The 24,444-nt window shown below is 71.4% G+C and carries 24 protein-coding genes and 1 riboswitch; of the genes, 10 read left to right on the forward strand and 14 right to left on the reverse strand.

Features of this window, described 5'->3' with window-relative positions:
* Positions 1-951: an allantoicase gene (gene alc / locus ACIHFD_RS07190; RefSeq protein WP_350729049.1), complete on the forward strand. Its 951-nt coding sequence runs from the start codon at positions 1-3 to the stop codon at positions 949-951.
* Between the two features lie 131 nt (positions 952-1,082).
* On the opposite strand, the gene pknB is transcribed toward alc, so the two are convergent.
* The 4 genes from pknB to thiO form a co-directional block, all read right to left on the reverse strand.
* Complete coding sequence (gene pknB, locus ACIHFD_RS07195) at positions 1,083-2,987, reverse strand: Stk1 family PASTA domain-containing Ser/Thr kinase (RefSeq protein WP_397365993.1); 1,905 nt, start codon at positions 2,985-2,987, stop codon at positions 1,083-1,085.
* Between the two features lie 195 nt (positions 2,988-3,182).
* Complete coding sequence (locus ACIHFD_RS07200) at positions 3,183-3,938, reverse strand: thiazole synthase (protein ID WP_397365994.1); 756 nt, start codon at positions 3,936-3,938, stop codon at positions 3,183-3,185.
* The gene (gene thiS / locus ACIHFD_RS07205) at positions 3,931-4,131 is read right to left on the reverse strand and encodes a sulfur carrier protein ThiS (RefSeq protein WP_350729053.1); all 201 of its coding nucleotides are present in this window, start codon (positions 4,129-4,131) and stop codon (positions 3,931-3,933) included. Before thiS ends, ACIHFD_RS07200 begins: the two co-directional genes overlap by 8 nt.
* Positions 4,128-5,243 carry a glycine oxidase ThiO gene (gene thiO / locus ACIHFD_RS07210; RefSeq protein ID WP_397365995.1) on the reverse strand — a complete coding sequence of 372 codons (1,116 nt, stop codon included), beginning with the start codon at positions 5,241-5,243 and terminating at the stop codon, positions 4,128-4,130. The genes thiS and thiO overlap by 4 nt, the downstream gene beginning before the upstream one ends.
* Positions 5,233-5,350: riboswitch (TPP riboswitch) on the reverse strand. Its footprint overlaps the gene before it by 11 nt.
* A 53-nt stretch (positions 5,351-5,403) precedes the next feature.
* On the opposite strand from thiO, the gene ACIHFD_RS07215 reads away from it, so the two are divergent.
* From ACIHFD_RS07215 to thiE, 3 genes are read left to right on the forward strand one after another with little or no spacing between them, the layout of a single operon-like run.
* Positions 5,404-6,573 carry an NAD(P)/FAD-dependent oxidoreductase gene (locus ACIHFD_RS07215; RefSeq protein WP_397365996.1) on the forward strand — a complete coding sequence of 390 codons (1,170 nt, stop codon included), beginning with the start codon at positions 5,404-5,406 and terminating at the stop codon, positions 6,571-6,573.
* A 30-nt stretch (positions 6,574-6,603) separates the two neighbouring features.
* Positions 6,604-6,978, forward strand: a complete 375-nt coding sequence (locus tag ACIHFD_RS07220; protein ID WP_350729058.1) for an Rv2175c family DNA-binding protein — start codon at positions 6,604-6,606, stop codon at positions 6,976-6,978.
* Complete coding sequence (gene thiE / locus ACIHFD_RS07225) at positions 6,956-7,594, forward strand: thiamine phosphate synthase (RefSeq protein WP_350729060.1); 639 nt, start codon at positions 6,956-6,958, stop codon at positions 7,592-7,594. Before ACIHFD_RS07220 ends, thiE begins: the two co-directional genes overlap by 23 nt.
* A gap of 185 nt (positions 7,595-7,779) precedes the next feature.
* Here thiE and ACIHFD_RS07230 read toward each other — a convergent pair whose 3' ends face one another.
* Positions 7,780-8,847 (reverse strand): polyprenyl synthetase family protein, encoded by a 1,068-nt coding sequence (locus tag ACIHFD_RS07230; protein ID WP_397365997.1) that lies wholly within the window; start codon positions 8,845-8,847, stop codon positions 7,780-7,782.
* A 169-nt stretch (positions 8,848-9,016) separates the two neighbouring features.
* Between ACIHFD_RS07230 and metF the strand changes: the two genes are divergently transcribed.
* A complete protein-coding gene (gene metF, locus ACIHFD_RS07235; RefSeq protein ID WP_363963605.1) occupies positions 9,017-9,937 on the forward strand; it encodes a methylenetetrahydrofolate reductase [NAD(P)H] in 921 nt (306 codons plus the stop codon).
* A 916-nt stretch (positions 9,938-10,853) separates the two neighbouring features.
* Here the strand turns inward: metF and ACIHFD_RS07240 are convergent.
* Both ACIHFD_RS07240 and ACIHFD_RS07245 read right to left on the reverse strand, forming a co-directional pair.
* Positions 10,854-11,414, reverse strand: coding sequence for a GNAT family N-acetyltransferase (locus ACIHFD_RS07240; protein WP_355191648.1), 561 nt, complete (start codon positions 11,412-11,414; stop codon positions 10,854-10,856).
* A 10-nt stretch (positions 11,415-11,424) separates the two neighbouring features.
* Positions 11,425-11,901 (reverse strand): YbaK/EbsC family protein, encoded by a 477-nt coding sequence (locus ACIHFD_RS07245; protein ID WP_350729065.1) that lies wholly within the window; start codon positions 11,899-11,901, stop codon positions 11,425-11,427.
* 199 nt (positions 11,902-12,100) lie between these two features.
* Between ACIHFD_RS07245 and ACIHFD_RS07250 the strand changes: the two genes are divergently transcribed.
* Positions 12,101-12,829: a peptidoglycan-binding protein gene (locus ACIHFD_RS07250; RefSeq protein WP_397365998.1), complete on the forward strand. Its 729-nt coding sequence runs from the start codon at positions 12,101-12,103 to the stop codon at positions 12,827-12,829.
* A gap of 123 nt (positions 12,830-12,952) precedes the next feature.
* The gene (locus ACIHFD_RS07255; RefSeq protein WP_397365999.1) at positions 12,953-14,650 is read left to right on the forward strand and encodes a hypothetical protein; all 1,698 of its coding nucleotides are present in this window, start codon (positions 12,953-12,955) and stop codon (positions 14,648-14,650) included.
* 55 nt (positions 14,651-14,705) lie between these two features.
* Here the strand turns inward: ACIHFD_RS07255 and ACIHFD_RS07260 are convergent, their stop codons facing one another.
* The gene (locus ACIHFD_RS07260; RefSeq protein WP_350729069.1) at positions 14,706-15,224 is read right to left on the reverse strand and encodes a hypothetical protein; all 519 of its coding nucleotides are present in this window, start codon (positions 15,222-15,224) and stop codon (positions 14,706-14,708) included.
* Positions 15,225-15,274: 50 nt separating this feature from the next.
* Positions 15,275-15,892 carry a TetR family transcriptional regulator gene (locus ACIHFD_RS07265; protein WP_363963615.1) on the reverse strand — a complete coding sequence of 206 codons (618 nt, stop codon included), beginning with the start codon at positions 15,890-15,892 and terminating at the stop codon, positions 15,275-15,277.
* Positions 15,893-15,988: 96 nt separating this feature from the next.
* On the opposite strand from ACIHFD_RS07265, the gene ACIHFD_RS07270 reads away from it, so the two are divergent.
* The 3 genes from ACIHFD_RS07270 to ACIHFD_RS07280 all read left to right on the forward strand — a co-directional run bounded on the left by ACIHFD_RS07270 (position 15,989) and on the right by ACIHFD_RS07280 (position 18,240).
* A complete protein-coding gene (locus ACIHFD_RS07270) occupies positions 15,989-17,182 on the forward strand; it encodes a cytochrome P450 (protein WP_397366000.1) in 1,194 nt (397 codons plus the stop codon).
* A gap of 6 nt (positions 17,183-17,188) precedes the next feature.
* Positions 17,189-17,380: a ferredoxin gene (locus ACIHFD_RS07275; RefSeq protein WP_185072964.1), complete on the forward strand. Its 192-nt coding sequence runs from the start codon at positions 17,189-17,191 to the stop codon at positions 17,378-17,380.
* Positions 17,381-17,853: 473 nt separating this feature from the next.
* Positions 17,854-18,240: an SAV_6107 family HEPN domain-containing protein gene (locus ACIHFD_RS07280; protein ID WP_350729075.1), complete on the forward strand. Its 387-nt coding sequence runs from the start codon at positions 17,854-17,856 to the stop codon at positions 18,238-18,240.
* A gap of 733 nt (positions 18,241-18,973) precedes the next feature.
* On the opposite strand, the gene ACIHFD_RS07285 is transcribed toward ACIHFD_RS07280, so the two are convergent.
* The 5 genes from ACIHFD_RS07285 to ACIHFD_RS07305 all read right to left on the reverse strand — a co-directional run bounded on the left by ACIHFD_RS07285 (position 18,974) and on the right by ACIHFD_RS07305 (position 24,249).
* Positions 18,974-19,468 carry a transcriptional regulator gene (locus tag ACIHFD_RS07285; protein WP_026214021.1) on the reverse strand — a complete coding sequence of 165 codons (495 nt, stop codon included), beginning with the start codon at positions 19,466-19,468 and terminating at the stop codon, positions 18,974-18,976.
* A gap of 299 nt (positions 19,469-19,767) precedes the next feature.
* Positions 19,768-20,625 carry a universal stress protein gene (locus ACIHFD_RS07290; RefSeq protein ID WP_397366001.1) on the reverse strand — a complete coding sequence of 286 codons (858 nt, stop codon included), beginning with the start codon at positions 20,623-20,625 and terminating at the stop codon, positions 19,768-19,770.
* Positions 20,626-22,047, reverse strand: coding sequence for an amino acid permease (locus ACIHFD_RS07295; RefSeq protein ID WP_397366002.1), 1,422 nt, complete (start codon positions 22,045-22,047; stop codon positions 20,626-20,628).
* Between the two features lie 10 nt (positions 22,048-22,057).
* Positions 22,058-22,993 (reverse strand): carbamate kinase, encoded by a 936-nt coding sequence (arcC, locus tag ACIHFD_RS07300; RefSeq protein WP_397366003.1) that lies wholly within the window; start codon positions 22,991-22,993, stop codon positions 22,058-22,060.
* A gap of 11 nt (positions 22,994-23,004) precedes the next feature.
* A complete protein-coding gene (locus ACIHFD_RS07305) occupies positions 23,005-24,249 on the reverse strand; it encodes an arginine deiminase (protein WP_397366004.1) in 1,245 nt (414 codons plus the stop codon).
* Positions 24,250-24,444: the final 195 nt, after the last annotated feature.

Consider the following 24,444-nt stretch of genomic DNA (forward strand, 5'->3'; position numbering starts at 1 on the left):
TTGCCAGGTTTCAGCACCCTGCCGGACCTCGCCCTGCGCACGCTCGGCGGCTCGGTCGTGGCGGCGAGCGACGAGTCGTTCGCGGAGAAGGAGAGCCTGATCCGGCCGGGGCGGCCCGGCTTCCAGGCGGAGACGTTCGGGAGCAAGGGGCAGGTCTACGACGGGTGGGAGACCCGCCGTCGCCGCTCGCCCGGCCACGACTGGGCCCTGGTACGGCTCGGCGTCCCCGGCGTGATCCGCGGCGTGGTGATCGACACGGCCTGGTTCAAGGGCAACTACCCGCCCCACGCCCGCGTCGAGGCGGCCTCGGTCGAGGGCCACCCCTCCCCGGCCGAGCTCGAGGCCGCTGCGTGGACGGAGATCGTGCCCCGGGCCGAGCTCACCGGTGACAGCGAGCACCACTTCGCCGTCACCGACGAGCGCCGGTTCACCCACGTGCGGCTGAGCATCTTCCCCGACGGCGGCGTCGCCCGCCTCCGGGTGCACGGGGAGGCCCGGCCCGACCTGTCCGTGTACGACGGGCTCGGCCTCGACCTGGCCGCGCTCGCCAACGGCGCGCTGGTCACCGCCTGCTCCAACGAGTTCTACTCGGCCCCCAACAACGCCATCGCCCCCGGCCTGGCCCGCCACCAGGCGGAGGGCTGGGAGACCGCCCGCCGCCGCGGCGACGGGAACGACTGGCTGGTCATCCGGCTGGCCGGGCGCGGCGTGATCGGTCTGGCCGAGATCGACACCACGAACCTGCTGTTCAACGCGCCGGGCGCGGTCTCGCTGACGGGCCTGGACGGTGACCGGGAGGTGGAGCTCCTCCCGAGGACCCGCCTGCAGCCCGACACCCCGCACCGCTTCCGCCTGGCCCACCCGGACCCGGTCACGCATGTACGGGTGGACATCTACCCGGACGGCGGCCTGGCCCGCGTCCGCCTCCACGGCCACCTCGCGACGCCCTGACCAACCCGCGTCCGCCTCGCCAACCCAGGTCGTGGCGGCCGCCCAAGCCTCAGCGCCGCCTCACCCGTGCGACGGCTCTCTGCCGGCGGCGCGGGCGTTCCGGTGATCGCCCGCGTGTCGCCGAAGGGACCTCACTGCCAGAGGACGACCGTGGCCCCCTGCGGCCGCTCGCTGTTGGGCAACGGCCGCTGGAACTGGACCACCCCGCGGTTGCCCAACCGCTGCACCCGCACCTTGAACCCCAGCGCCTCTAACTCCGTCTTGGCGTCCCTGACCTCTTTGCCGATCACCGCCGGCACCAGGGCGAACTGCTGGTCGTCGCGGGCCTCGTCGTCCCTGTCGCCGTTGAACCAGTCCCAGAAGTCCGTCTGGCACCGGGCCACCGTGACCATGACCTGCGTGCCCTTGTCCACCTCGGACTTCGCCTTGGGCGTCTGCGCGATGACCGTGCACGGCTCGGCGTCGTCGTCGACCTCGTTGACCTGCACCTGGAAGCCCAGACCACCGAGATATTGGGCGGCCTCGTCCTTGGGCATGCTGTTGACGTCGGGCATCACCATGCCGGCGCTGACGTAGATGTCGACCTTGGCGCCCTCCCGCACCTTCTCGCCGACCTGCGGCGAGGTGCGGATGACCTTGTCGCGCTCGACCTCCTGGTTGGCCAGCCGCTTGACGACGCCCACGGTCAGCCCGGCATCGGCGATCTTGGCCCGGGCCTGGTCGCCGGTCATGCCCTCGGTGTTGGGCACGGCGACGCGCTTGGGCCCGAGCGAGGGGACCAGCGTGATCGTGGTGCCCTTCTCCACCTCGGTGGCGGCCGCCGGGTCGGTGCTGAGGACCAGGCCCGCGGCCATCTTCTCGTTGTTGACGCCGTCGGCCTCCTGGACCTTGAAACCGGCCGCGGCGGCGCTGCTCTTGGCCAGCGCCAGGTTCTTGCCGACCAGGTCGGGGACGGAGACCATCTCGGGCTGCGCGAAGTACCAGCCGGTCAGCCCGACCGCGACCACCATCACCCCGGCGAGCAGCACCAGGAACCAGTTGGGCTTGAACCCCGCCCGCTGCCCCTGCGGCGGCACCTCCGCCCGCGGCTGGATCAAGGTGTGGGCGGGGGCGGGCTGGGGCATCGAGGCGGCGCCGGAGGCGTTGAACACCTGCGTCTGGGCGTGGGAGGCCGGCGGGTTGGTCAGGCGCGGCAGCATCCGGTGCGCGTCGACGGCGGCCACGAGCATCGCGGTCGCGTCGGCGGGCCGCTGGTCCGGCTCGCGGGCCGTCGCCTGGGTCACCAGCGTGTCGATCAGCGCCGGCACGTCGGGGAACACCGAGGACGGCGCGGGCACGGTGTCGTGGACGTGCCGGTAGGCCACCGACATGGGCGTCGCGCCGTCGTACGGCTGCTGGCCGGTGACCAGCTCGAACAGCATGATGCCCGCGGCGTAGACGTCGCTGCGCACGTCGGCGGCGCCGGTGGTGACCTGCTCGGGCGCCATGTAGCCGATGGTGCCGATCATCACGCCGGTGCGGGTCTGGTTGGTGGCCTCGATGGCCCGGGCCAGGCCGAAGTCGACGACCTTGACCCGGCCGTCGTCGGTCATCAGGACGTTTTCCGGCTTCACGTCGCGGTGGACCATCCCGGCCTGGTGGGCCGCGCCGAGGGCGGCGAGCACCGGGATCATGATCTCGAGCGCCTCGCGGGCGGGCAGCCTGCCGCGCTCACGAAGGATGTCGCGCAGCGTCTTGCCGGGCACGTACTCCATCGACAGGTAGACGACGTCGTTGTCCGTGCCCTGGTCGAAGACGTGCACCACGTTGGGGTGTGAGAGGCGGGCAACCGACTTGGCCTCGCCGATGAACCTCCGCACGAACGCGGGGTCCTCGGCCAGTGAGCCGTGCATGACCTTCAGCGCCACCGTCCGGTCCAGGCGGACGTCCAGCGCGAGGTAGACGGTCGCCATACCGCCCCGGGCGATCCGGCTCTCGATGCGGTAGCGCCCATCGAGGAGCCGCCCGACCAGGGGGTCCGCAGTCGTCGTATCCACCCCGCTGAGTTTACGGGCGTTTTGCCACTGGGAGGGCCTCGCCGCCCGAAACCGATGCTGAGACGTTCCCGTTGGAACGTCCCAGCTCCCCACGCGTCCCTCGGGTCAGCGAGCCACCGTCACTCGGGCCGGGGGCCACCGGCACTCGGGCCGGGGAGCCGTCGGCACTCGGGGGAGGGGGCATCGGCACTCCGGTCAGGGAGTCATCGGTGAGGAGGCCTCGGCGTAGCGCCTGCGCGGGATGCGGCCCGCCAGCCGCGCCAGCCGTCCGGCCTCCACGGCCTGCTTCATGGCGGCCGCCATGAGATCGGGCCGCTGGGCCCTGGTGACCGCCGTGGCCAGCATCACGGCGGCGCAGCCCAGCTCCATCGCCAGCGCGGCGTCGCTGGCCGTGCCGATGCCCGCGTCGAGGACCACCGGCACGGAAACGGCCTCCACGATCAGCTCGATGCTGTGCGGGTTGCGGATGCCGAGACCCGAGCCGATCGGCCCGCCCAGCGGCATGACGGCCGAGCAGCCCGCCTGCTCCAGCCGCCGCGCCAGCGCCGGGTCGTCCCCGATGTACGGCAGCACCACGAACCCGTCGGCCACCAGCCGTTCGGCCGCGTCGAACGTCTCGATCGGGTCGGGCAGCAGGGTCCGCTCGTCGGAGATGACCTCGACCTTGACCCAGTTCGTGCCGAGGGCCTCCCTGGCCAGCCGCGCCGTCAGCACGGCCTCGCCCGCCGTGAAGCAGCCCGCGGTGTTGGGGAGCACCTTGATGTCCCGCTTGCGCAGCACGTCCAGGACCGAGCCGCGGGCGTTCGGGTCGAGCCGCCGGATCGCCACCGTGGTCAGCTCGGTGCCGGACGCGGCCAGCGCCTGGTCGAGCACGTCCAGCGAGGGCGCGCCGCCGGTGCCCATGATGAGCCGGGAGGAGAAGCTCTCCCCGGCGATGATCAGATCATCCACCTTGCACCGCCGTCAGAACCTCCACCCGGTCACGGTCGCTGAGCGCCGTCGTCTCCCACGAGCTCCGCGTGACCACCTCGTCGTTGACGGCCACGGCCACTCCGGTGGTGGCCGTGGTCAATGTGCGTACGGCCTGCGCCACGGTCGTGCCGTCGGCCACCTCGTGCGAGGCCCCGTTGATCATCACAATCATGAAATATCCCGAAATCTCCCGGGCGAGCACATTGCCGCGAGCTCGCCCTCCTCGCCCAGCAGGATGTCCGCCGTGAGCGGCGCCAGGAGCACGCCGCCCCGGTGGTGGCCGGTGGCCAGCGCCAGCCCCGGGGTGCCGCTCGGGCCGATGAGCGGCAGGTTGTCCGGCGTGCCCGGCCGCAGCCCGGCCACCACGTCGGAGACCTCCAGCTCGGTGATGCCCGGCACCAGCTCCCTGGCGTCGCGCAGCAGCTCGTAGAGCCCGCCCGCGGTCACCCTGGTGTCGAAGCCCATCTCCTCCTGCGTGGCCCCGACCACCAGCTCGCCGTCACCCCGGGGGACGAGGTAGACCGGCGTGCCGTGCACGGTGCCGCGGACGCACCGGGTGAGCAGCGGCTGCGGCGAACGCAACCGCATGATCTGCCCCTTGACCGGCCGGACCGGCACCTCGGCCAGCCCGGCGCTCCACGCCCCGGCCGCCAGGATCACCCGCTCCGCCCGCAGCTCGGCTCGCCGGTCGTCGCCGCCGGGCGGCTCCAGGCGTACCCCTGTGACCCGGCCGCCGTCGCGCAGCAGCTCGCCGACGCGCGCCCGTACGAGCTGGACTCCCCGCCGGTCGAGCGCGGCGAGCAGCGCCGCCGTCACGCGGCGCGGGTCCACCCAGGAATCGCCGACGGCCAGCAGCCCGCCCCGCACCGAGGGAGCCAGCATGGGCTCCAGGCGGCGGCACTCGCGGCCGGTCAGCCGCCGGACGGGGAGCTCCAGCTTCTCCAGGTACGCGGCCAGCTCGTCCAGCGCGGCCAGGTCGTCCGCCCCGAACGCCACGTCGAGCGTCCCCTCGGAGCGCAGGTCCAGGGCCTCGGGGCCGGCCAGCCCCGCGTCGGCGGCCAGCTCGGCGGCGAAGGCGGGCCAGCGGCGCAGCGACGCCACGCCGAGCCGCAGCAGCGGCACCTCCGTGTAGGTGACCTCGCTGACCGGCGCCAGCATCCCCGCCGCCGCGTGTGAGGCCCCCGAGGCGGGGGCCGGGTCCACCAGGGTGACGGGCCGCCCTTCGCGGGCCAGCCGCCAGGCCAGCGAGAGGCCGACGACCCCGCCGCCCACGATCACATCCATCCGCGCTCCCTTCGCCGGCATGATCCGGATCAGGTGTCTTGCGGTCGAAGGCCCGATGGCAGCCTTCCTCTCAGCCCGGTCACGGCCGGACTCCCGCGCGTCTTACGCCCCCAGCCTACGGCCTCGCTGCGACGCCCGGACACCGGCCCACGTTAGGGTCATGAACGTGAACGAAGTCGTGGTGGTGGGAGCGGGCCTGGCCGGAGTGCGCACCGTGGAGGCGCTGCGCGCACGCGGGTTCGGCGGGCGGATCACGCTGGTCGGCGAGGAGCGGCATCGCCCCTACGACCGTCCACCCCTGTCCAAGGCCGTGCTGTTCGGCGACGCCGACACCAGCTATGTCGACACCGACCTGGCCTCGCTCGACGTGGTGTTCCAGCCGGGGGTCAGCGCCAAGGCGCTGCGCGAGGGGGTCGTGGAGACCACCGAGGGCGAGCTCGGCTACGACGGACTGGTCATCGCCACCGGCGCCGAGCCGATCAGGCTGCTCGGCGACGGCCCGCAACACGTGCTGCGCACGCTCGACGACGCCCACGAGCTCAGGGCCATGCTCGTCCCCGGCGCCCGCGTCTCGATCATCGGCGCCGGCTGGATCGGCGCGGAGGTGGCCACCGCCGCCCGCCGCGCCGGGTGCGCGGTGACCGTGATCGAGGCCGGCCCGGCGCCGCTCGCGACGGCCGTCGGCGCCGAGATCGGGGCCCGCACCGAGCGCTGGTACGACGGCATCGACCTGCGGCTCGACACCATGGTCGACTCCGTGGACGAGGGCGGCGTGCGGCTGGTGGGCGGGGAGTTCGTGGACGCCCACGTGGTGGTCACGGGCATCGGCGTGCGCCCGGCCGTCGAATGGCTCACCGGCGCCGACATCGACCTCCACAACGGCGTCGTCGTGGACGAGCACCTGCGTGCCTCCCTGCCGAACACGGTCGCCGTCGGCGACTGCGCCGCCTGGTGGTCGCGCCGCTGGCAGACCAGGCTCAGGGTCGAGCACTGGGACACCGCGCTCAACGCCCCCGAGGTGGCCGCCGCGAGCTTGCTGGGTGAGGACGTCGCGTACGATCCCGTTCCGTACTTCTGGTCGGAACAGTTCGGGCACATGGTGCAATACGCCGGTCATCATTTGGCAGGCGAGCGCCTGATCTACCGGGGCGAGCCGGAGGGCAAGTGGTCGGCCGTCTGGCTCACGGCCGACGACGCCCTCGCCGCGGTGCTCGCCGTGGACCGGCCGCGAGACCTCGTACAGGGGCGCAGAATCATCGACGCGGGACACCGTCTCGACGCGGAACGCCTGGTAGATCCAGAAGTCCCTCTACGGGATTGTGTTGTTTGAGCAAGCACGGCATGTGGTAGTTGTGGTTTCGTGACGCTTTCTGTTGCACAGATCGACCGGGAGACCGACCAACTCGTAGACGAGTGGCTCACGCTCCCCGAAGTGGCCTCGCGCCTAGACCTTCCGATCGGGCGGGCCAAGCAACTCCTCAAGGACCACAAGCTGCTCGGCGTACGCCGGGGGGGCGGCGGGCCACAGGTGCCCGCTGTGTTCCTCGATGGAAAGGATGTGATGAAGGGCCTGCCCGGCACGCTGACCGTGTTGCTGGACGCCGGCTACGACGATGTCGAGTCGCTGCGCTGGCTCTTCACCCCTGACGAGTCCCTGCCCGGATCGCCCATCGAGGCGATCAAGGCCGGCCGTCATACCGAGGTCAAGCGGCGTGCCCAAGCCCTCGGTTTCTGAAGCCCGCCTCTATCTCTGCACCGACGGCCGCCGCGACCGCGGCGACCTGGCGGAGTTCCTCGACTCGGTGCTGGCCGGCGGCGTGGACATCATCCAACTGCGGGAGAAGGGTCTGGAGGCCCGCGAAGAACTCGCGCTCCTCGAAGTCTTCCGCGACGCCTGCGACCGGCACGGCAAACTGCTGGCCGTCAACGACCGGGCGGACGTCGCCTACGCCGCCCGGTCCGACGTGCTCCACCTGGGGCAGGACGACCTTCCTGTGACGGTCGCGCGAGAGATACTCGGCGACGACATCGTCATCGGACGGTCCACCCACTCCGCGGCCGAGGCTTCCGCCGCGGCAGCGGAGCCGGGCGTCGACTACTTCTGCTGCGGCCCCATCTGGCCCACGCCCACCAAGCCCGGCCGCCCGGCCCCCGGCCCGCCGCTGCTCCGGCACGCGGCGGCGCTGGAGACCTCGCGGCCGTGGTTCGGGATCGGCGGCATCGACCTCGCGAACCTGGACGAGGTGATGTCGTACGGCGTGCGCCGCGTGGTGGTCGTACGCGCGATCACGGACGCGGAGGACCCGGGCGCGGCGGCGGCGGAGTTCGCCAAGCGCCTGTCCTCCGCCTGACCGACAAGCCCCCGACCGACAAGCCCCTGACCGACATGAGCCCCTGACCGCGGCGGCCACCTGACCACAGGAGGCCGCCCGGCCGTACGGGGCCCTGTGACCCACGAGGCGCCCGCTACCACACGGGCGCCTCCGAGTCGGAGGCCGGGCCCAGGGTGGCGATCCCCTGCCCAGGACAGGTCAGGTCAGGTCTTGCGGGAGGTGGCGGCGATGGCCAGCTCCGTCAGAGCCGCGCGCGCCTCCACCGTGATCGGCGCCTCGTCCAGCGCGGACAGCGCGTCCCCCAGATAGTCGCCGATCAGGTCCTCGCACTCCTGCAGCGCGCCCGTCTCGTCGATGATCTGCCGCAGCGTCTCCACCCCGTGCTCGTCCAGCCCGGGATCCCCCAGCAGCCGCCGGACGGTCTGCGCCGCACCCGGGGACGCGGCAGCCAGCGTGCGGGCCACGAGCATCGTCCGCTTGCCCTCCCGCAGGTCGTCTCCGGCGGGCTTGCCCGTCTGCGCCGGGTCGCCGAACACCCCCAGGATGTCGTCACGCAGCTGGAACGCGATCCCGACCCGCGTGCCGTAGCCCGTGCACAGCTCGTCCATCCAGGGCGCGAGCTTGCCGCCGGCGAGCACCAGCCCGAGCCTGAGCGGCTGCTCCACCGAGTATTTGCCGCTCTTGAACAGCGCCACCCGCAGCGCCGACTCGAACGTGTTCTCGCCGTGCGCCTGCTCCAGCAGGTCGAGGTACTGGCCGCACATCAGCTCCGTACGCATGTGGTCGTGCACGGGCTGGGCCGCCGCCAGGGACTCGGGCGGCAGGCCGCTGGTGCGCCACATCTCGCCCGACCAGATCAGCAGCAGGTTGCCCAGCAGGATCGCCGCGCCCTCGCCGAACTGCTCCGCGGACCCGTACCAGGCGGACTTCTCGTGCAGCGCCTGGAACCGGCGGTGCGCGGACGGCATGCCCCTGCGCAGGTCGCTCTTGTCCATCACGTCGTCGTGCACCAGCGCGCTGGCCTGCAGCAGCTCCAGCGAGGCCGCCGCGGTGAAGATCGCGGGCACGTCCGTGCCGCCCGCGCCGCGCCAGCCCCAGTAGCAGAACGCCGGACGCAGCCGTTTGCCGCCGGCCAGCAACTCGTCGGCGGCTGTGCGCAGCGGCTCGAGCTCGGGGTCACCGGGGGCGGGCAGCTGTCGTTCGACGAACTCTCCGAGGGCACGCTCCACCTGTGTGCGGAGGGTGTTCATGCCAACGGCGTCAGTGGTCATGCCTTGAGACTAGTGGCCGCGTGCGGGGGATCGGATGTGCAGGTGTCCCAATAGGGGCATCTGGGGTGGCGTGGATGGCGATGTGCCGCTCGTGCCGGTGACATGGCTGTGGCGGCAGGGGTGACACGGCCGTGACCTTGAGTCGGCGAGGTCCCTGTAACCTTGGCACATGGCGCTTGGTCGACCCTCCATCCTGCCCGATCGTGTTCCCACTGTCCGCGACATGCTCGCCGCCGGTGGCCGGTCGTTCTCCTTCGAGTTCTTCCCGCCGAAGACCGACGAGGGAGAGCGCCAGCTCTGGAAGGCGATCAGGGAGCTGGAGTCGCTGCGGCCGACGTTCGTGTCGGTGACCTATGGCGCGGGTGGTTCCACGCGTGACCGCACGGTCGACATCGTCGAGCGGATCGCCCACGACACGACGCTCACGCCCGTGGCGCACTTCACGGCGGTCAACCACTCGATCCGCGAGCTGCGTCACCTGGTGGGGCGCTTCGCCGACGCCGGGGTGCGCAACATCCTGGCCGTCCGCGGCGACCCCCCTGGCGACCCGACGGCCGAGTGGTTGCAGCACCCCGAAGGCGTCCTCTACGCCGAGGAGCTGGTGCGGCTGATCAGGCAGGCGGGCGACTTCTGCGTCGGCGTCGCCGCCTTCCCGTACAAGCACCCGCGCTCGCCGTCCATCGAGAGCGACACCGAGTTCTTCGTGCGCAAGTGCGAGGCGGGCGCCGACTACGCAATCACGCAGATGTTCTTCCGCGCGGACGACTACCTGCGGCTGCGCGACCGGGTGGCGGCCAGGGGGTGCGACACGCCGATCATCCCGTGCATCATGCCGGTGACGCAGATGAGCACGATCGCGCGCTCGGAGCAGCTGTCGGGAGCGCCGTTCCCGGCGGAGGTGGCGGCCCGCTTCGAGGAGGTCGCCGACGACCCTGCGGCGGTGCGGCGGCTGGGCATCGAGCACGGGGCCGAGCTGTGCCGGCGGCTGCTCGACGAGGGCGCGCCGGGCATCCACTTCATCACCTTCAACCGCTCCAGCGCGTCGCGCGAGGTCTTCCAACGCCTCGACGCGGTGCCCCTTTCCGCCTGAAAGCCTTTCGTTCTTTACGGCGGAGCACGGGCGGCGCCACCCGCCGCCCGTGGCCGGTGGCCTCCAGGAAGACGCCCGCTGACCCGCACGTGGCCGGCCGCCGCAACGGCGCAACGTGGGCCTCTTCGGGGGTTCACAAGCGTTGACCCTGGGCGGTGGGCAAGATCGCCCGACGAAGGCCCCCAACGCCTCCCACCCACCACACCGATTGCGCCACCCCACCGCCCACGCGCCGCACGCATTGCGCCGCCCCCACCGCCCACCTGCGGCACGCATTGCGCCGCCCATCTTCCCGCCGCACGCATTGCGCCGGGCTCCGCCGACCCCCTTCTCGCCGCACCGGCGCCGGAGGGGCCGTGCGGACCTGGACCGCACGCCGGGCGGGAGGAGCGCTGGGCGGGAGGCGCGCTGGGCGGGGTCGGACTCCGGGTGGGGGAGGCGCGCTGAGGTTGGGCGCGTCGCTTCGCGTTCCGCCGGCCGTTCTTCCGTCACCGCGCCGTGGGACCGGGCCCGATCCCGTCGCTCGCAGCGCTGGGTCCAGAGGGCGTCACCTCGTAGTGCTGGGTTCACGGGACCGTTGCCCTGTGGCTTTACCGGGTCGTCGCCTGCTACGTCGGGACCATCGGGTCGTCGCCCGCACGGCTGGGTCCAAGGGCCGTCGCCTCGTGGTGCCGGTCCACCCGGGTCGTCGCCCGCCGTGCCGAGACCGTCGGTCGTCGGTTGCCGTGGGGTTCGTCGGGGTGGTGAGTGCGGTGGGAGGAAAGGGGCCCGTCACCCGCCCGCAGGGGGACCGGGCGGGTGACGGGCAGGGGGTAGTAGACGGTTAGTAAAGGGGTGACTACCTTGCGTAATGGATGCTGCCCCAAGTGGTCGGCAGACAAACCCCATGGTCACGGGTTCGTCAGGGACGTGATCCTCACGTCAAGGGCAGGGGACGGCCCATGATGGCGTAGTCCTCGTAACCGCCCGGGAAGATGAACCTCGTGAGCAGGTCCGTGAAGCCCATGCTGGCGTAGAGGTGGCGGGCGGCCGTGGGCTGGTCGTGGGTGGACAGGACGGCCGAGCGCTCGGGGCGGCCCGCGCAGAGGGTGCGGATCATGGCGCGGCCGATGCCCTTGCTCTGGAAGTCCGGGTGGACGTGGATCTCGGCCAGCTCCAGCGCGTAGCCGAGCCAGGCGTTGGCGGCCTCCTGGCCGATCCGGTCCGTCAGGGCGCGGAAGACCACGTCGTGCCACCACTGCCCGGGGGTGCCGCGGAAGCCGTAGGCGAAGCCGACGGTGAGGGGGGTGGAAAGGGACGGATCGCGCAATTCTGCGAAATAACACTGAAAATGGGGATAAGTCGCGTGATTTCGCATGATGGTTTTGCGGCCGTTGATCTGGTCCGCGGGCGGGTTCATGGCAGCCGCGTAGACGTCGATCACCGTGTCCAGCCGCTCGACGAACTCGGCCGGCCCCGCCCCGCGAAACTCGATCACCCGTCGCACACTACTCGACGTCCACCGCCGTACCCCCGGTGATCCGCACGAGCTCGTCAAACGTCGTCGGGAACACGGTCAGCGGATGCCCCCCGGCCGCCCACACCACCTCGTGCTTGCTCAGCCAGTTGTCCACCAGGGTCCGCACGGGCGCCGGATGCCCGACCGGGGCCACGCCGCCGATGGGCTGGCCGGTCGCCGCCCTCACGAACTCCGGCGTCGCCCGGCGTACCTTCCCGACTCCCGCGGTGCGGGCGATCAGCTCCACGTCCACGCGGTGCGCCCCGCTGGTCAGCACGAGCAGCGGCGCGCCGTCCGCGTCGAAGATCAGGCTGTTGGCGATGGCCCCGACCTCGCACCCGACCTGGGCCGCGGCGGTCGCCGCCGTGGGCGCCTTCTCGGGCAGGACGATGACCTCACCGTCCGCCCCCAGCTCGCGCAGGGCGGATTGAACGACGACCGCGTTGGACGGCAACTTCTCAGACATGGACACACTCTAAACAGGTTGACCGCTTCATTACCGATTCATGATGAGTGGTATAAGGTCAACTGATCGTTTGCTCATGGTATGCGAGGTGGTACTGGTGGGGGCTCGACGGCTGCCCGGAGTGGCTGCTCTCCTGACGGCGGGCGCCGTCGCACTCTCGGGCTGCGGCGCGCATGGATTGCATCGTTCGACGGCGTCCATGAGGACGGCGTCCCCGACCTCCACACATACCTCCGCGGGAGCCCGATCCGGTCCCGCCGCCATCACCCCCGCCACGGTCACCGCGCCGCACAAGACGCTCAGGCTCGGCGCCAAGGGCAAGTCCGTCCAGTGGCTGCAGAGGCGCCTGGCCCAGCTCGGCTACCGCCCCGGCAGGGCCGACGGCCGGTACGGGGGCGCGACGCTGGCGGCCGTGTGGGCGTTCCAGAAGGTGAACGGCATCAAGCCGACCAGCACCGTCGCCAGGCGCACGTGGGACGCCCTGGAGACCCCCAGGTCGCCGCAGGTCCTGGTCAAGAACGGCAAGCCGACCCGCGCCGAGGTCAACCTCACCAAGCAGATCATGGTCCTGTACGTGGACGGCGAGGTGAAGCTGATCACCCACGTGTCCTCCGGCAGCGGCGTCCCCTATTGCGAGACCGCCGCGTGGCAGGGCAAGCAGCAGCGGTTCTGCGGCTCGGCCACCACGCCGACGGGCGACTACGCGACGACGTGGCGCGCTCGCGGCTGGCACAAGTCGTATCTGGGGCAGCTCTACAACCCGATCTTCTTCAACGGCGGCATCGCCTTCCACGGCGCGCTGTCGGTGCCGCTGTATCCGGCTTCGCACGGGTGCGTGCGCATGCCGATGAACGTGGCCGAGGTCCTGCCCGGGATGCTGGGCAAGGGCGTTCCGGTGCACGTCCGGGGCAGGTTCAAGCGGCTCTGAGACGCGCGTTCTGAGCACGCCCGCCGCGCCGCCGGCGGCATAACGCCCGCATAACCAGAAGCGGTGACGGGCCCGTTATGCCGCTTTTGCTGGACTCCCTCCTGACTTTCTTGGGGGGAGAGCATGACGACTGCGTTCATGACGCCGGCGCCCGTTCACACGACGGCGCGGCATACGGGACGGGCCCGCCTGTGGTGGCTGCTGGCGGCCGGGTGGGTCGCCCACGTGGCGTTACGGCTGTGGCTGTACCGGTATCACACGGGACCGGTGGCGAACCCGGACGAGACCGGATATCTCCTCGCCGCCCGCTGGCTGGCCGGCGGACCGGGCGCCGACCTCACCGGCTCGACCTTCTACCAGGGCGGCTATCCGCTGCTGCTGGTCCCGGTCTTCTGGCTGACCTCCGACCCCGTCCTGGCGTACCGGCTGGTGGCCGGGGTGGGGTCGATGGCGGCGGCGAGCGCGTACCCGCTGGCGTACCTGCTGCTGCGGCGGATGGGCCTGGGCAGGCGGGCGGCGCTGATCACGGCGTTCGTCGCGGCGCTGTCGCCGGCGCTGGTGGTGTTCTCCGGGCTGGCGCTGACCGACGCGATCCTGCCCGTGCTCGTCCTGGCCTGGCTGGTCGCGCTGCACGACCTGGTCGCGTACGGGTCGGCGCGGGCCGGGGCGGTGGCGGGCGCGCTGGCGGCGTTCGCGATGGCGGCCCATCTGCGGGGGACCGTGGTCCTGGCGGTGTGCGTGCTGGTCGTCGTGGTGGTGTGGGTCCGCAAAAGGGCGGTGGAGCCGGGCCGCGGCAGGGCGGTGGGTCCGGCGGTCGCGGCGCTGGTGAGTGCGGCCGTGGTCGCGGTGGCGGGCAAGGCGCTCAACGGGGCGCTGAGCGCCGCGCTGTATCCGGGCGGGCCCCGCGACCTGTCGGGGCTGCTGGTGTCCAGGCTCACGAGCCTCGAAGGCCAGGCGTGGGCGCTGTCGGGGGCGGTCGGGCAGCTCTGGTACCTCGTCGCCGGCACCTGGGGACTCGCGGGCGTCGGCCTGGCGGGCGCGGCGGCCACACTGGTACGGCGGTCCGCGCCGTACGCGCACCGCGTCCTGGCGGGCACGCTGCTGCTGACGACCCTGGGCATCGCGTACGCCTCCTCGGCCGCCCTCCCGGACGAGCACCGCGTCGGCAACTACGTCTACGGGCGCTACCTGGCCTGCGTCGCCGTGGCCTGGACGCTCGCCGGCCTGATCGTCCTGGTCAAGGGTGGGCGCCTGGCCGTGGTGCGGCACGCGCTGGCCGCCGCCGGGCTGATGGCGGTGACCGGCGGGGTGGCCGCCTGGTACGCGGGGGACCGGCTGGAGCGGTACGCGTTCATCGCGTTCGACTTCCCCGAAGTGATCTTTCTCACGGGTGAGAACGACGCGCTGAACCTGCTCGAGGCCTCCGTGCCCGCCCTGATCCTGCTGGCCTGCCTGACCGGGGCGGCCTTCCTGACCGCGCGCCGGGCCAGGCTGCTGCTGGTGGTGGGCGTGCTGGCGCTGATCGACATCGCGTTCACGGCGGGGCAGGCGCCCGCCCGACCGTCGGGCGGCGTGGACTGGATGCCCGCGCCGCCTCCCGGACGCGTGGCGGTGGACCGGCGGGTGCGGTGGAACATCTGGGTGCCGCTGTCGTACCGGGTGTCGTGGACCCGGATCGAGTTCTACAACGGCCGGCCCCCGGCGGGCGCGTGCACGGCCGTGGTCCCGTACGGGACGGCTCCGCCGGCGGGCTGGGCCGCCACGGGACGCGGCGGCGCCCAGATGGGCTGGACGACCTGGTCGAACGACGGCTGCCGCTGAGCCCTCAGGCCCGGGCGCCCGTGGCCCGCCTGCTCTTAAGTCCGGGCGCCTGCGTTCAGGCTCGGGCGCTCGCGGTCCGCCTGCCCTCCGCGGCGGCCATCGCCACCCCCGCGGCCTGTGCCAGCCCGGCCGCCACCAGGACGAGTACGGTGGCCGACTGCCACCCGGGAAGGCCGCCGGCGAAGTCAGGGGTGTCGTAGAGCCCCGCCAGCGCCCTGGCGGGGTTGACCAGCGCGACGAGGACCGCGAGGGCGTACGGGACGATCAGGACGCCCGACAGCACGAGCAGGGGCGTGCGGCCCCGGCCGCCCCGCCGCAGGAGCACGCCGATGACGGCGTACACCACTCCCAGGACCCCCACGACCACGGCGGTGGCCAGGACCAGCCGCCAGGAGTCCCTGCCCAGCCCCGTCATCCCGTCGGCGGCGAGCCGGCCGCCCGCCCACTCCGGGCCCGCGATCTGCGCCTTGACGGCCGCCTCGATGGCCACGTGGTTGACCCCCGCGTACGCCGCCGCCAGGACCGGCCCCAGCGCCGGCAGGACGAAATCGATCAGCCACCTCTTGCCCGCCATCCGCCCCCCTCTCCGCTCCGGACAGCTTCTCAGAAAGCGGGCATCCGGAGCTATCCGAGGGAGCGCAGGCCGGCGAGCGTGATCTCGGCCGCCCGGCGCGCCGTGCTCGACATCTGCTCCGCGGACAGGTCGTGGCCGAGGTCGGCGACGATCGCCAGCTTCACCGCCCCGAACATCGCGCCCACCGCGGCGGCCGCCTCCACCGGGTCCAGCTCGGGGTAGGCCTCCCGCAGCGCCCGGGCCAGCGTGGTCTGGCTCTCGAGCAGCATCACCAGCGCCCGCGCCCGCAGCGTGGGCTCCTTGAGCACGAGCCGGATCCGCAGCTCCGCGTCCTCGAACGTGAGCTCCTCGTACGTGGTCAGCCAGGTCAGGCTCTCCTCCACGATCCGCAGGAGGACGTCGCCCGGCGACTCGCCGGGAGCCCTGTCGGCCATCGCCGCGGCGGCCAGCTCCATCTTGCGGGCGGAGTCGTAGAAGACCACGTCCTCCTTGCTCGCGAAGTAGCTGAAGAACGTGCGCGTCGACACGTCGGCCTCCGCGGCGATCTCCGCCAGTGTGGTCTCGTCGAAGCCCTTCTCGTCGAACAACCGGAGCGCGGCCTCGACCAGTGCCCGGCGCGTGCGCTGCTTCTTGCGCTCCCGCAGTCCCACGCCGCCGTTATCCACCATGACGGAACTATACTGCATGCATATATGATTTTCATGCATTGAAATTTTGCAATGAATGAGGTTTTCTGGAGGTGAAGCTCGGAAAGGAGCCGAAACATGTCCGACGTGACGTTTCCCACCGACCGGCAGAGCCCGTTCGATCCGCCCGACGAAGCCACTGAGCTGCGAGAACGGGCGAACATGCACCGTATGACCTTCGCCGACGGCCACCGGGGCTGGCTGGTGACCGGCTACTCCGCCGCCCGCGCGGTGCTCGCGCACCCGCGCTTCAGCAATCGCCCAGAGCTCGCGCACCCGCCGATCGAGGGTTCTCTGCTCCGGATGAGGATGCAGAAGGACGCGAAGACGCCGCCCGGGTTCTTCCTGCGCATGGACGAGCCCGAGCACGCGCGCTTCCGCAGGCTGCTGACCGGCCAGTTCACCGTGCGCAGGATGAAGATGCTCGAACCCAGGGTCGAGGAGATCGCCAACGCCTGCCTCGACGACATGGCCGCCGCCGGCGGGCCCGTGGACCTCGTCGAGAAGTTCGCGCTGCCGATCCCGTCGCTGGTGATCTGCGAGCTGCTCGGGGTGCCGTACGAGGACCGCGGGCAGTTCCAGGAGGACACCAAGCTCCTGGTCAACCTGGAGTCCAAGGCCGAGGACGCGATGGCCGCGCTCGGCCGGATCACGGCGTTCATGTACGGGCTCGTCCAGCGCAAGCGCAAGGAGCCGGCCGACGACCTGATCAGCGGGCTCATCGAGGGCGGGGAGCTGAACGACGAGGAGCTCGCCGGAGTGTCCCTGCTGCTGCTGGTGGCCGGGCACGAGACGACCGCCAACATGCTGGGGCTCGGCACGTACGCCCTGCTCACCAACCCCGCGCAGCTCGCCGCCATGCGTGACGACCCGTCGGTGGTGGAGAACGGGGTCGAGGAACTGCTGCGCTACCTCACGATCATCCACCTCGGCCCGATGCGCACCGCGCTGGAGGACGTCGAGATCGAGGGCAACCTCATCAAGGCGGGCGAGTGCGTGGCGCTCCACCTGCCCACCGTCAACCGCGACTCGTCCCGCTTCCCCGATGGCGACCGGCTCGACGTCGCCAGGCCCGCGGGCGGGCACCTGACCTTCGGCCACGGTATCCACCAGTGTCTGGGGCAGCAGCTCGCCCGCATCGAGATGCGCATCGGGTACCCTGCGCTGCTGCGCCGCTTCCCAGGTCTACGCTTGGCCGTAACACCCGAGGAGGTGCCGATGCGCTCGGACATGAGCATCTATGGAGTGCACCGCCTCCCAGTCACTTGGTAGGTCACCATGGAAATCAAGGCAGATACGACGGTGTGCATCGGGGCGGGCATGTGCGCGCTGACGGTGCCGGAAGTGTTCGACCAGAGCGAGGACGAGGGCACGGTGGTGCTCCTGCAGAAGGTGCCTCCCGCGGAGCTGGAGGACGGCGTCCGTCGCGCCGTGACCCTCTGCCCGTCGGGCGCCATCTCGGTCGTCTGACGACCGTCCTTTCGTCCTCCTGAACCACCCGGCCGTCGCCGCAAGCTCCCCGCGGCGACGGCTTTTTCGCGCCCTTGGACTCATGCTGCTCGAACCTGTGTTCGTGGAATCAGTTGACACCGAACGTGATCGAAATTATGTTCGACGTAGTGACGGTGGGGCTCGCGGCTCAACGTCACCAGGACCTGGTCGCGGGCCGTTCGCTTCCCCAAGCGTTCCCCCGCGGCCAGGCTCCATGGGCGAAGGGCACGTCCTCGTCGTCGGCGGAGACGAGTGGGCGTGCCCTGGCCGGACGGGGAGTGGGGAAGCTCCACGTCCGGCCAGCCCGGTGGAAATGTCGGTGGGGTCTGCGATTGTTGGCACCACCGGCGGAGACGCCGGCGGCCGCCCACGACTCCAAGGAGGCGCGCAAGATGGCACCACGGCCTAGAGAAACGCCCGGGCCCCGGCTGTCGCCTGCGGTTCGGGCACACTTGACCGATTCTCGTTCCTGCCTGGCGGAGGCGACCGGCGCTCGCACTCCGGCATCCCGATACGTGGCCGCCCACCTGGCAGCTCTTCGGGCGGCGGCGGCGATCCTGGCCGCCCGTCCCCGTCCCATGGAAGGCCGCAGGCGCCGCCTGCGCAGCGCCTGGGAGCTGCTGCCCGAGGCCGAGCCGCGCCTGGCCGAGTGGGCCGCCTACTTCTCGGTGAGCGCCGCCAAGCGCGCCGCCGCCGAGGCGGGCATGGTCAGCCGGGTCAGCGCGGCCGACGCCGACGAGCTCCTCGCCGAGGCGGAGACGTTCGTCTCCACGGTGGAGGACCTGCTCGGCATGCCGGCCCAGCCCCAACTGCCGGTCAACGTCCCGCTGGCAGGCTGACCCTCCGACGTCCCTTCACCGGGCTGATCTCACCTTCATGGTCCGGGTGGACGTTCCCGTCACCGGGCCGATCCCAGCCCTGGATACGCCGGGCTGACCGCGGCGTCCGGGTGCGCCGGGTTCCGAGGTCGCCGCACCGCGCTCGAACGCGGCTTTCGCGCGGCCGGGCACCGACGATACGGCCCCGGTGGATGTCCCCTTGGCGGCCCATCGGCTCTTGCCGCGCCGTGACGCGGCCGACCACCGACGAGCTCCGGCTGAGCCGCAGACGCGCGCCTGCACGGCGTGCCCGCCCGACCCAGCCCCGGCAGGCGTCCCTTGACGGCTGACCTCGTCCTGTCCCGGTGGGTGCCCCGCCCTGGCGGTCGTGCCGGAGCGGGGCTTCCGTGCGGCTGAGCGCCGATGTGCGCCCTTGACCGGGACGTGCGTCGGCGCACACCACCGATCCCGCTCGCTCGGTGGTGCTCCAACGTGGACCCCCACACGCCAGTAAGCGCTTTCCGGGACGGCCGCCCTGTGCGGGGGCGGAAAGCGTCCACGGTGGCGCGAAACCAGGCTCCATGCCGCTCGGAAAGCACGACTCGGAAAGCGCGGCAGGCCAGGGGAGGGTGCTCGATGCCGGGTGGCTCGCCGGCCGCGTGGCGGTGGCGAGCCCTCAGGCGCGCGAGGCGGCCTCAGGGCGGGGTGAGACGGCCTCGGAGGGAGGGGGCGACCTCAGGGGAGAGGGACAGCCTCAGAACGACTCGACGGCGCGGCGGGCCTCGGCGTCGAGAACGCCCCAGCTGATCAGCTCCTCGGTCAGCTCACTGGGCGACTTGTCGTAGATCACGGCAAGCGAGCGCAGGTCCTCCTGGCGGATCGACAGCACCTTGCCGTTGTAGTCACCGCGCTGGCTCTGGATGGTGGCGGCGTAGCGGGCGAGTGCCCCCGCCTTCTCCTTCGGCAGCGTGGCCAGGCGCTCCAGGTCGATCACAAGCTTGGGTGTCGGTCCGAGCGGGCTGGGCGCGGCTCCGCCCGGCAGCAGCTCGGATACGGGCACCCCGTAGAAGTCGGCAAGCTCGGCAAGCTTCTGTACGGTCACCGCACGGTCGCCGCGCTCGTACGAGCCCACGACTACGGCTTTCCACCTGCCGCGCGACTTTTCCTCGACTCCATGCAGGGACAGGCCCTGCTGGGTGCGTATGGCGCGGAGTCGTGCACCCAGCGACTTTGCGTACTCAGACGGCATTGTGTGGCCCCCGGTCTTGTATGTATCGCTCTCAGTAGATTGTGCTCCCTTGCGGCGTATGCCCTAGCCACCGGGGGGTCTGGTGCCAAGCCCGGCACCATCGGTAGCCATGGCCCCAGGTTTACCCCAGAACGCCGCGAGGTGTGGTTACGCACAGTGACGGTAAAGGGGCGGACGCCTGAGGTCAAGCTGATTGGAAAAAAGATGCCGAATCCGATCCGGTAGGGATCGCCGCAATCGCCCCTCATGTCCCAGTGGTAACGCTACTTCGTCAGAGTTTGACGAGAAATTTCCCCGCCCTAGGTCTGCCGCGTGAGAATCATGACAGGGCAGGTCGCGGCCCGTACGATCTTGATCGAGGTGTCTCCGAGGAAGACCCGCCTGAGTGGCCCGGTGGCGCTGGAAGCGCATATGATCATCTCGCCGGGGAGCCACGAGGTCGCGCCGAGTGCCTGCGCGACGTTGCGGCCCTCCAGCACCTCCACCTCCACGCGTGGCCGTCCGTGGGCCGCCGCCCGCAGGTTGGAGGCCGCCTCGTCGCGCAGGCGGACGAGCATCTCCTCCTCGATCCTGGCGCGCCTGCCGTTGCTGATCACCAGCGTGACCAGCCGCAGGGGCACGTCCAGCGACGCGGCCACCGCCGCCGCGTCCTTGACCGCCGCGTCGCAGCCGGGGCTGCGCCGGTAGGCGACGGTGAGGCGTTCGAAGGCGGCGGGGGGCTTCTCGCCGTAGCCGCGCGGGGCGAGCAGCACGGGAACGGAGGACGAGTGCAGGAGCTGGTCGGCGGTGCTGCCGACGGTGATGCGGCCCTTGCCGCCGCCGGAGGCCGAGCCGATCACCACGACGTCGGCGCCGCGCCTGCGCGCCAGCTCCACCAGCCCGCGCCCGCTGCCCTTGTGGGTGTGGACCACGTAGTCGGCGTCGTCGCCGGCCAGCTCGCGCGCCTGCCAGAGGGTCGCGTCCGCCTGCTCCATCAGGTACGCGCGCCACGCGCTCTCCTCGGCCCTGGCCGGTCCGGGCGCGGACCACGCGGGCGGCTGCACGTAGGCCACCGTCAGCTGCCCGCGCACCTGTTCCTTGACCAGCGCGCCCAGCGCCAGCCCGTCCCTGCCCCTGGGCTCCGGGATGCAGCCGGCCAGCACGTTCTCGAGCTTCATTCAGCCCACCTCGGCATTCAGCCGCGAATGGCCGTAGCCGTACAGGAAGTAGCAGATCAGCCCCACCAGCATCCACAGCCCGAACGCCACCCAGGTGACCCCGGCCAGGCCCGCCATCACGATGAGGCAGAAGACGGCGCCGAGCACCGGCGTGGCGGGGAACAGCGGCGTGCGGAAGGTGCGCGGCAGCTCGGGGCTGCGGTAGCGCAGGACGAGCACGCCGACGTTCACGATGGCGAAGGCGAACAGGGTGCCGATGCTGGTCGCCTCGGCGAGCTGGCCGAGCGGCACCAGGCCGGCCAGCACGGAGATGAACGCGGCGACGATGAGGGTGTTCGCGACGGGGACCTGGTGGCGCATGTCGACCCGCTGGAAGACGCGCGGGATCAGCCCGTCGCGAGACATGGCGAACAGGATGCGGGTCTGGCCGAAGATGACGGTGAGCACGACGCTGGCGATGGCGATGACCGCCCCGAACGAGACGATGAGGCCCGGCCAGGTAGCGCCGACGGCCAGGTCGGCGATGTAGGACAGGCTCGCCTCGGTGTGCTTGGCGTCGAACTGCGTCCACGGCATCGCGCCGATGGCGGCCATCGCGACGAGCACATAGATGGCCGTCACGATGACCAGTGACAGGAGGATCGCCAGGGGCAGGTCGCGCTTGGGGTTCTTGGCCTCCTCGCCCGCGGTGGAGGCGGCGTCGAAGCCGATGTAGGAGAAGAACACCTGCGAGGCCGCCGCGGTGATGCCGGCCACCCCCAGGGGGGCGAAGGGCGTGAAGTTCTTGGCCTGGAAGGCGGTGAACGCCACCACGCAGAAGAAGAGCAGCACCACGACCTTGATCATCACGAAGATCGCGTTCGCCGTGGCGCTCTCCGAGGCTCCGTACAGCAGCAGCCACGTGGCGAGCAGGACGATGACGATCGCGGTGACGTTGATCACGCCGCCGTCCTGGCCGGGGGAGCGGGTGATCGCCGCGGGCAGCGTGAAGCCGAACAGGGAGCGCAGGAACGAGTTGAGGTATTCGCCCCAGCCCACGGCCACCGCCGCCACGGACACGGCGTACTCCAGCATGAGGCACCAGCCGCAGATCCACGCCACGAGCTCGCCCAGCGTCGCGTACGCGTAGGAGTAGGACGAGCCGGACACCGGGATCGTCCCGGCCAGCTCGGCGTACGACAGCGCCGAGAACAGCGCCGTGATCGCCGCCAGCACGAACGACACCACCACCGCCGGCCCCGCCTTGGGCACCGCCTGCCCCAGGATGACGAAGATGCCGGTGCCGAGCGTGGCGCCCACGCTGAACAGCGTCAGCTGCCAGAGCGACATGGTGCGCCGCAGCTCGCCCCCCTCGCCGTGACCGCCCTCCGCGATGATGCGCTCCGTGGGCTTGGTGCGGAAGAGCCGTCGGGCCACTGCCACGGGACACCCCCTACAGCGTGCTCGTCAGCGGCCACCTGCCGTTGGGTGTCACGATCGTTCCCGCTGTGCCGTCGAGTATGCGCTCGGCCTCGTCGAGTTTTCCGATCGCGGCCATGTCGCCGGTCGTCTCCACGAACCGGCACACCGCCTCCACCTTCGGCCCCATCGACCCCGCGGGGAACTCCAGGGCGCGCAGCTCGTGCGGCGTGGTGTGGGCGATCTCCGTCTGGTGCGGCGTGCCGAAGCCCCGCATGACGCGCGGCACGTCGGTGAGGATGAGGAACGCGTCGCACTCCAGGGCCTCGGCCAGCATCGAGGCGGTGAGGTCCTTGTCGATGACCGCCTCCACGCCGGTGAGCCGGCCGCGCTCGTCGCGGACGACCGGGATACCGCCCCCGCCCGCGCACACCACGATGACGCCCTCGCGGATCATCTGGTGGATCAGCCGGGTCTCGACGATGCGGCGCGGGGTCGGCGACGGCACGACGCGCCGCCATTGGTCGCCGTCCCGCCGGACCGTCCACCCGTACTCGGCGGCCAGCTTCTCGGCCTCCTCGCGCTCGTAGACCTGGCCGACGAACTTGGTCGGGTGCTCGAACGCGGGGTCGACGGCCGTCACCAGCGTCTGCGTGACCATGGCCAGGACCTGACGGCCGGGCAGGGCGTTCTGCAGGGCCTGCTGCATCCAGTAGCCGATCATGCCCTGCGTCTGCGCGCCGAGCGTGTCGAACGGGTACGGCCTGGCCAGGTTGGGGTCCGCGGCGCTCTCCAGGGCCAGCAGGCCGACCTGCGGGCCGTTCCCGTGGGTGATGACCAGCTCGTGCCGGTCGGCGAGCCGGGCGAGCGTCTTGACGGCCGCGCGGACGTTGGCCCGCTGGACGTCCGCGTCCGGCGGCTGGCCGCGCCTGAGCACCGCGTTGCCGCCCAGAGCGACGATGACCCGCATCCGGCCCCTCCTCAGACTCCGTCGCGTTCGAGCGGGCAGCTCATGCAGCGCGGGCCACCGCGCCCCCGGCCGAGCTCGCTGCCCCTGATCGTGATGACCTCGATGCCGTTGTCGCGCAGGTAGGCGTTGGTGGTGGTGTTGCGCTCGTAGGCGACGACCACGCCGGGCTCCAGCGCCAGCCCGTTGCAGCCGTCGTCCCACTGCTCCCGTTCGGCCGCGTGGAGGTCCTGCGTGGGCGTCAGGACCGTGATGGCGGGCAGGTCGATGGCGTGGGCGATGGCCCGGTGCATGTCCTGCGGCGGGTGGTCGGTGACCTTGAGCTCCTTGCGCGTCTCGCCGGGCTCGATGGTGTACGCGGGCAGCATCCCGAGACCCGCGTACTGGGTGAACACGCCCACGTCCAGCATCGTCATCACGGTGTCGAGGTGCATGAACGCCCGCGCCTTCGGCATGTCGAGAGCCACGATCCTCCGCGCGGAGCCGGCCGCGAACAGCCGCTGCGCCAGCATCTCCACCGCCTGCGGCTGGGTGCGCTCGCTCATCCCGATCAGCACCGCGCCCCTGCCGAGGACCAGCACGTCGCCGCCCTCGATGGTCGCCGGCGCGACCGGCTGGCCCGGCATCCAGCAGTGGAAGCCGCCCTGCCCGGGCCGGTTGAAGCCGTCGGCGAACGTCGGGTGGTACATGTAGACGGCCTCCATGTTGACCGTCTCGCGCATGCGGGCCTTCTTCTTCATCGCGTTGATCGACACGCCGTCGTAGATCCAGCAGGACGTGTCGCGGGTGAAGAGGTGGTTGGGCAGCGGCGGCAGGATGAAGTCGTCGTCGTGCATGGTGTGGAAGGTCACGGAGCCGGGGCCGCAGCCCCTCTCGAGCAGCTCGCCCTTGGTGATGCCGCCGGTCAGGTAGACCTGTAGCGTCGCGGAGTCCATCCCGTCGAGGATGTTGCGGACGTCATCGGTGGCGCCGGGGCCGAGCCAGCGCTCGTCGACGACGGCGTCGAGGATGTGCTTGCGCGCCTCGGGGATGTCGACGGTCTCCCTGAGCAGGTCGGCCAGCAGGTGGACCGTGATGCCGCGGCCGGTCAGCACCCGCTGGAACTCCTCGTGCTCCTCCATCGCGCGCTGGACCCACAGCACGTCGTCGAAGAGGAACGCGTCCTTGTTGGACGGGGTCAGCCGTCTGAGCGCCCGGTCCGGCCCGTGAACGAGCACCTGGCGCAGGCGTCCGACCTCGGAATCGACGTGAAAGGCCATCTCGCTGCATCCCCTCCTGGCGGCTTCCCCGGGCAGTATCAGCGTCTCCCCGAGGAAGCCGGTACGCCATCCGTACCCCGATGAAGCTTCGTGACGCCACGGGAGCCCACTCGCGTTGTTCCTGGTAGCCCCTGGTACTGTGTGTGCCGACCAGCACCCTTTTAAGACCCGTCCCGTGAGGCGGGAAAGGTGGTG

Source organism: Nonomuraea sp. NPDC051941 (genome assembly GCF_044593615.1).

Coding starts and splice junctions, on each gene's coding strand:
- thiS (WP_350729053.1), bottom strand. CDS start 4,131: ATGATTGTGATGATCAACGGGGCCTCGCACGAGGTGGCCGACGGCACG.
- thiO (WP_397365995.1), bottom strand. CDS start 5,243: ATGGATGTGATCGTGGGCGGCGGGGTCGTCGGCCTCTCGCTGGCCTGG.
- ACIHFD_RS07215 (WP_397365996.1), top strand. CDS start 5,404: ATGAACGTGAACGAAGTCGTGGTGGTGGGAGCGGGCCTGGCCGGAGTG.
- ACIHFD_RS07230 (WP_397365997.1), bottom strand. CDS start 8,847: ATGACCACTGACGCCGTTGGCATGAACACCCTCCGCACACAGGTGGAG.
- metF (WP_363963605.1), top strand. CDS start 9,017: ATGGCGCTTGGTCGACCCTCCATCCTGCCCGATCGTGTTCCCACTGTC.
- ACIHFD_RS07245 (WP_350729065.1), bottom strand. CDS start 11,901: ATGTCTGAGAAGTTGCCGTCCAACGCGGTCGTCGTTCAATCCGCCCTG.
- ACIHFD_RS07250 (WP_397365998.1), top strand. CDS start 12,101: ATGAGGACGGCGTCCCCGACCTCCACACATACCTCCGCGGGAGCCCGA.
- ACIHFD_RS07255 (WP_397365999.1), top strand. CDS start 12,953: ATGACGACTGCGTTCATGACGCCGGCGCCCGTTCACACGACGGCGCGG.
- ACIHFD_RS07260 (WP_350729069.1), bottom strand. CDS start 15,224: ATGGCGGGCAAGAGGTGGCTGATCGATTTCGTCCTGCCGGCGCTGGGG.
- ACIHFD_RS07265 (WP_363963615.1), bottom strand. CDS start 15,892: ATGGTGGATAACGGCGGCGTGGGACTGCGGGAGCGCAAGAAGCAGCGC.
- ACIHFD_RS07270 (WP_397366000.1), top strand. CDS start 15,989: ATGTCCGACGTGACGTTTCCCACCGACCGGCAGAGCCCGTTCGATCCG.
- ACIHFD_RS07275 (WP_185072964.1), top strand. CDS start 17,189: ATGGAAATCAAGGCAGATACGACGGTGTGCATCGGGGCGGGCATGTGC.
- ACIHFD_RS07285 (WP_026214021.1), bottom strand. CDS start 19,468: ATGCCGTCTGAGTACGCAAAGTCGCTGGGTGCACGACTCCGCGCCATA.
- ACIHFD_RS07290 (WP_397366001.1), bottom strand. CDS start 20,625: ATGAAGCTCGAGAACGTGCTGGCCGGCTGCATCCCGGAGCCCAGGGGC.
- arcC (WP_397366003.1), bottom strand. CDS start 22,993: ATGCGGGTCATCGTCGCTCTGGGCGGCAACGCGGTGCTCAGGCGCGGC.
- ACIHFD_RS07305 (WP_397366004.1), bottom strand. CDS start 24,249: ATGGCCTTTCACGTCGATTCCGAGGTCGGACGCCTGCGCCAGGTGCTC.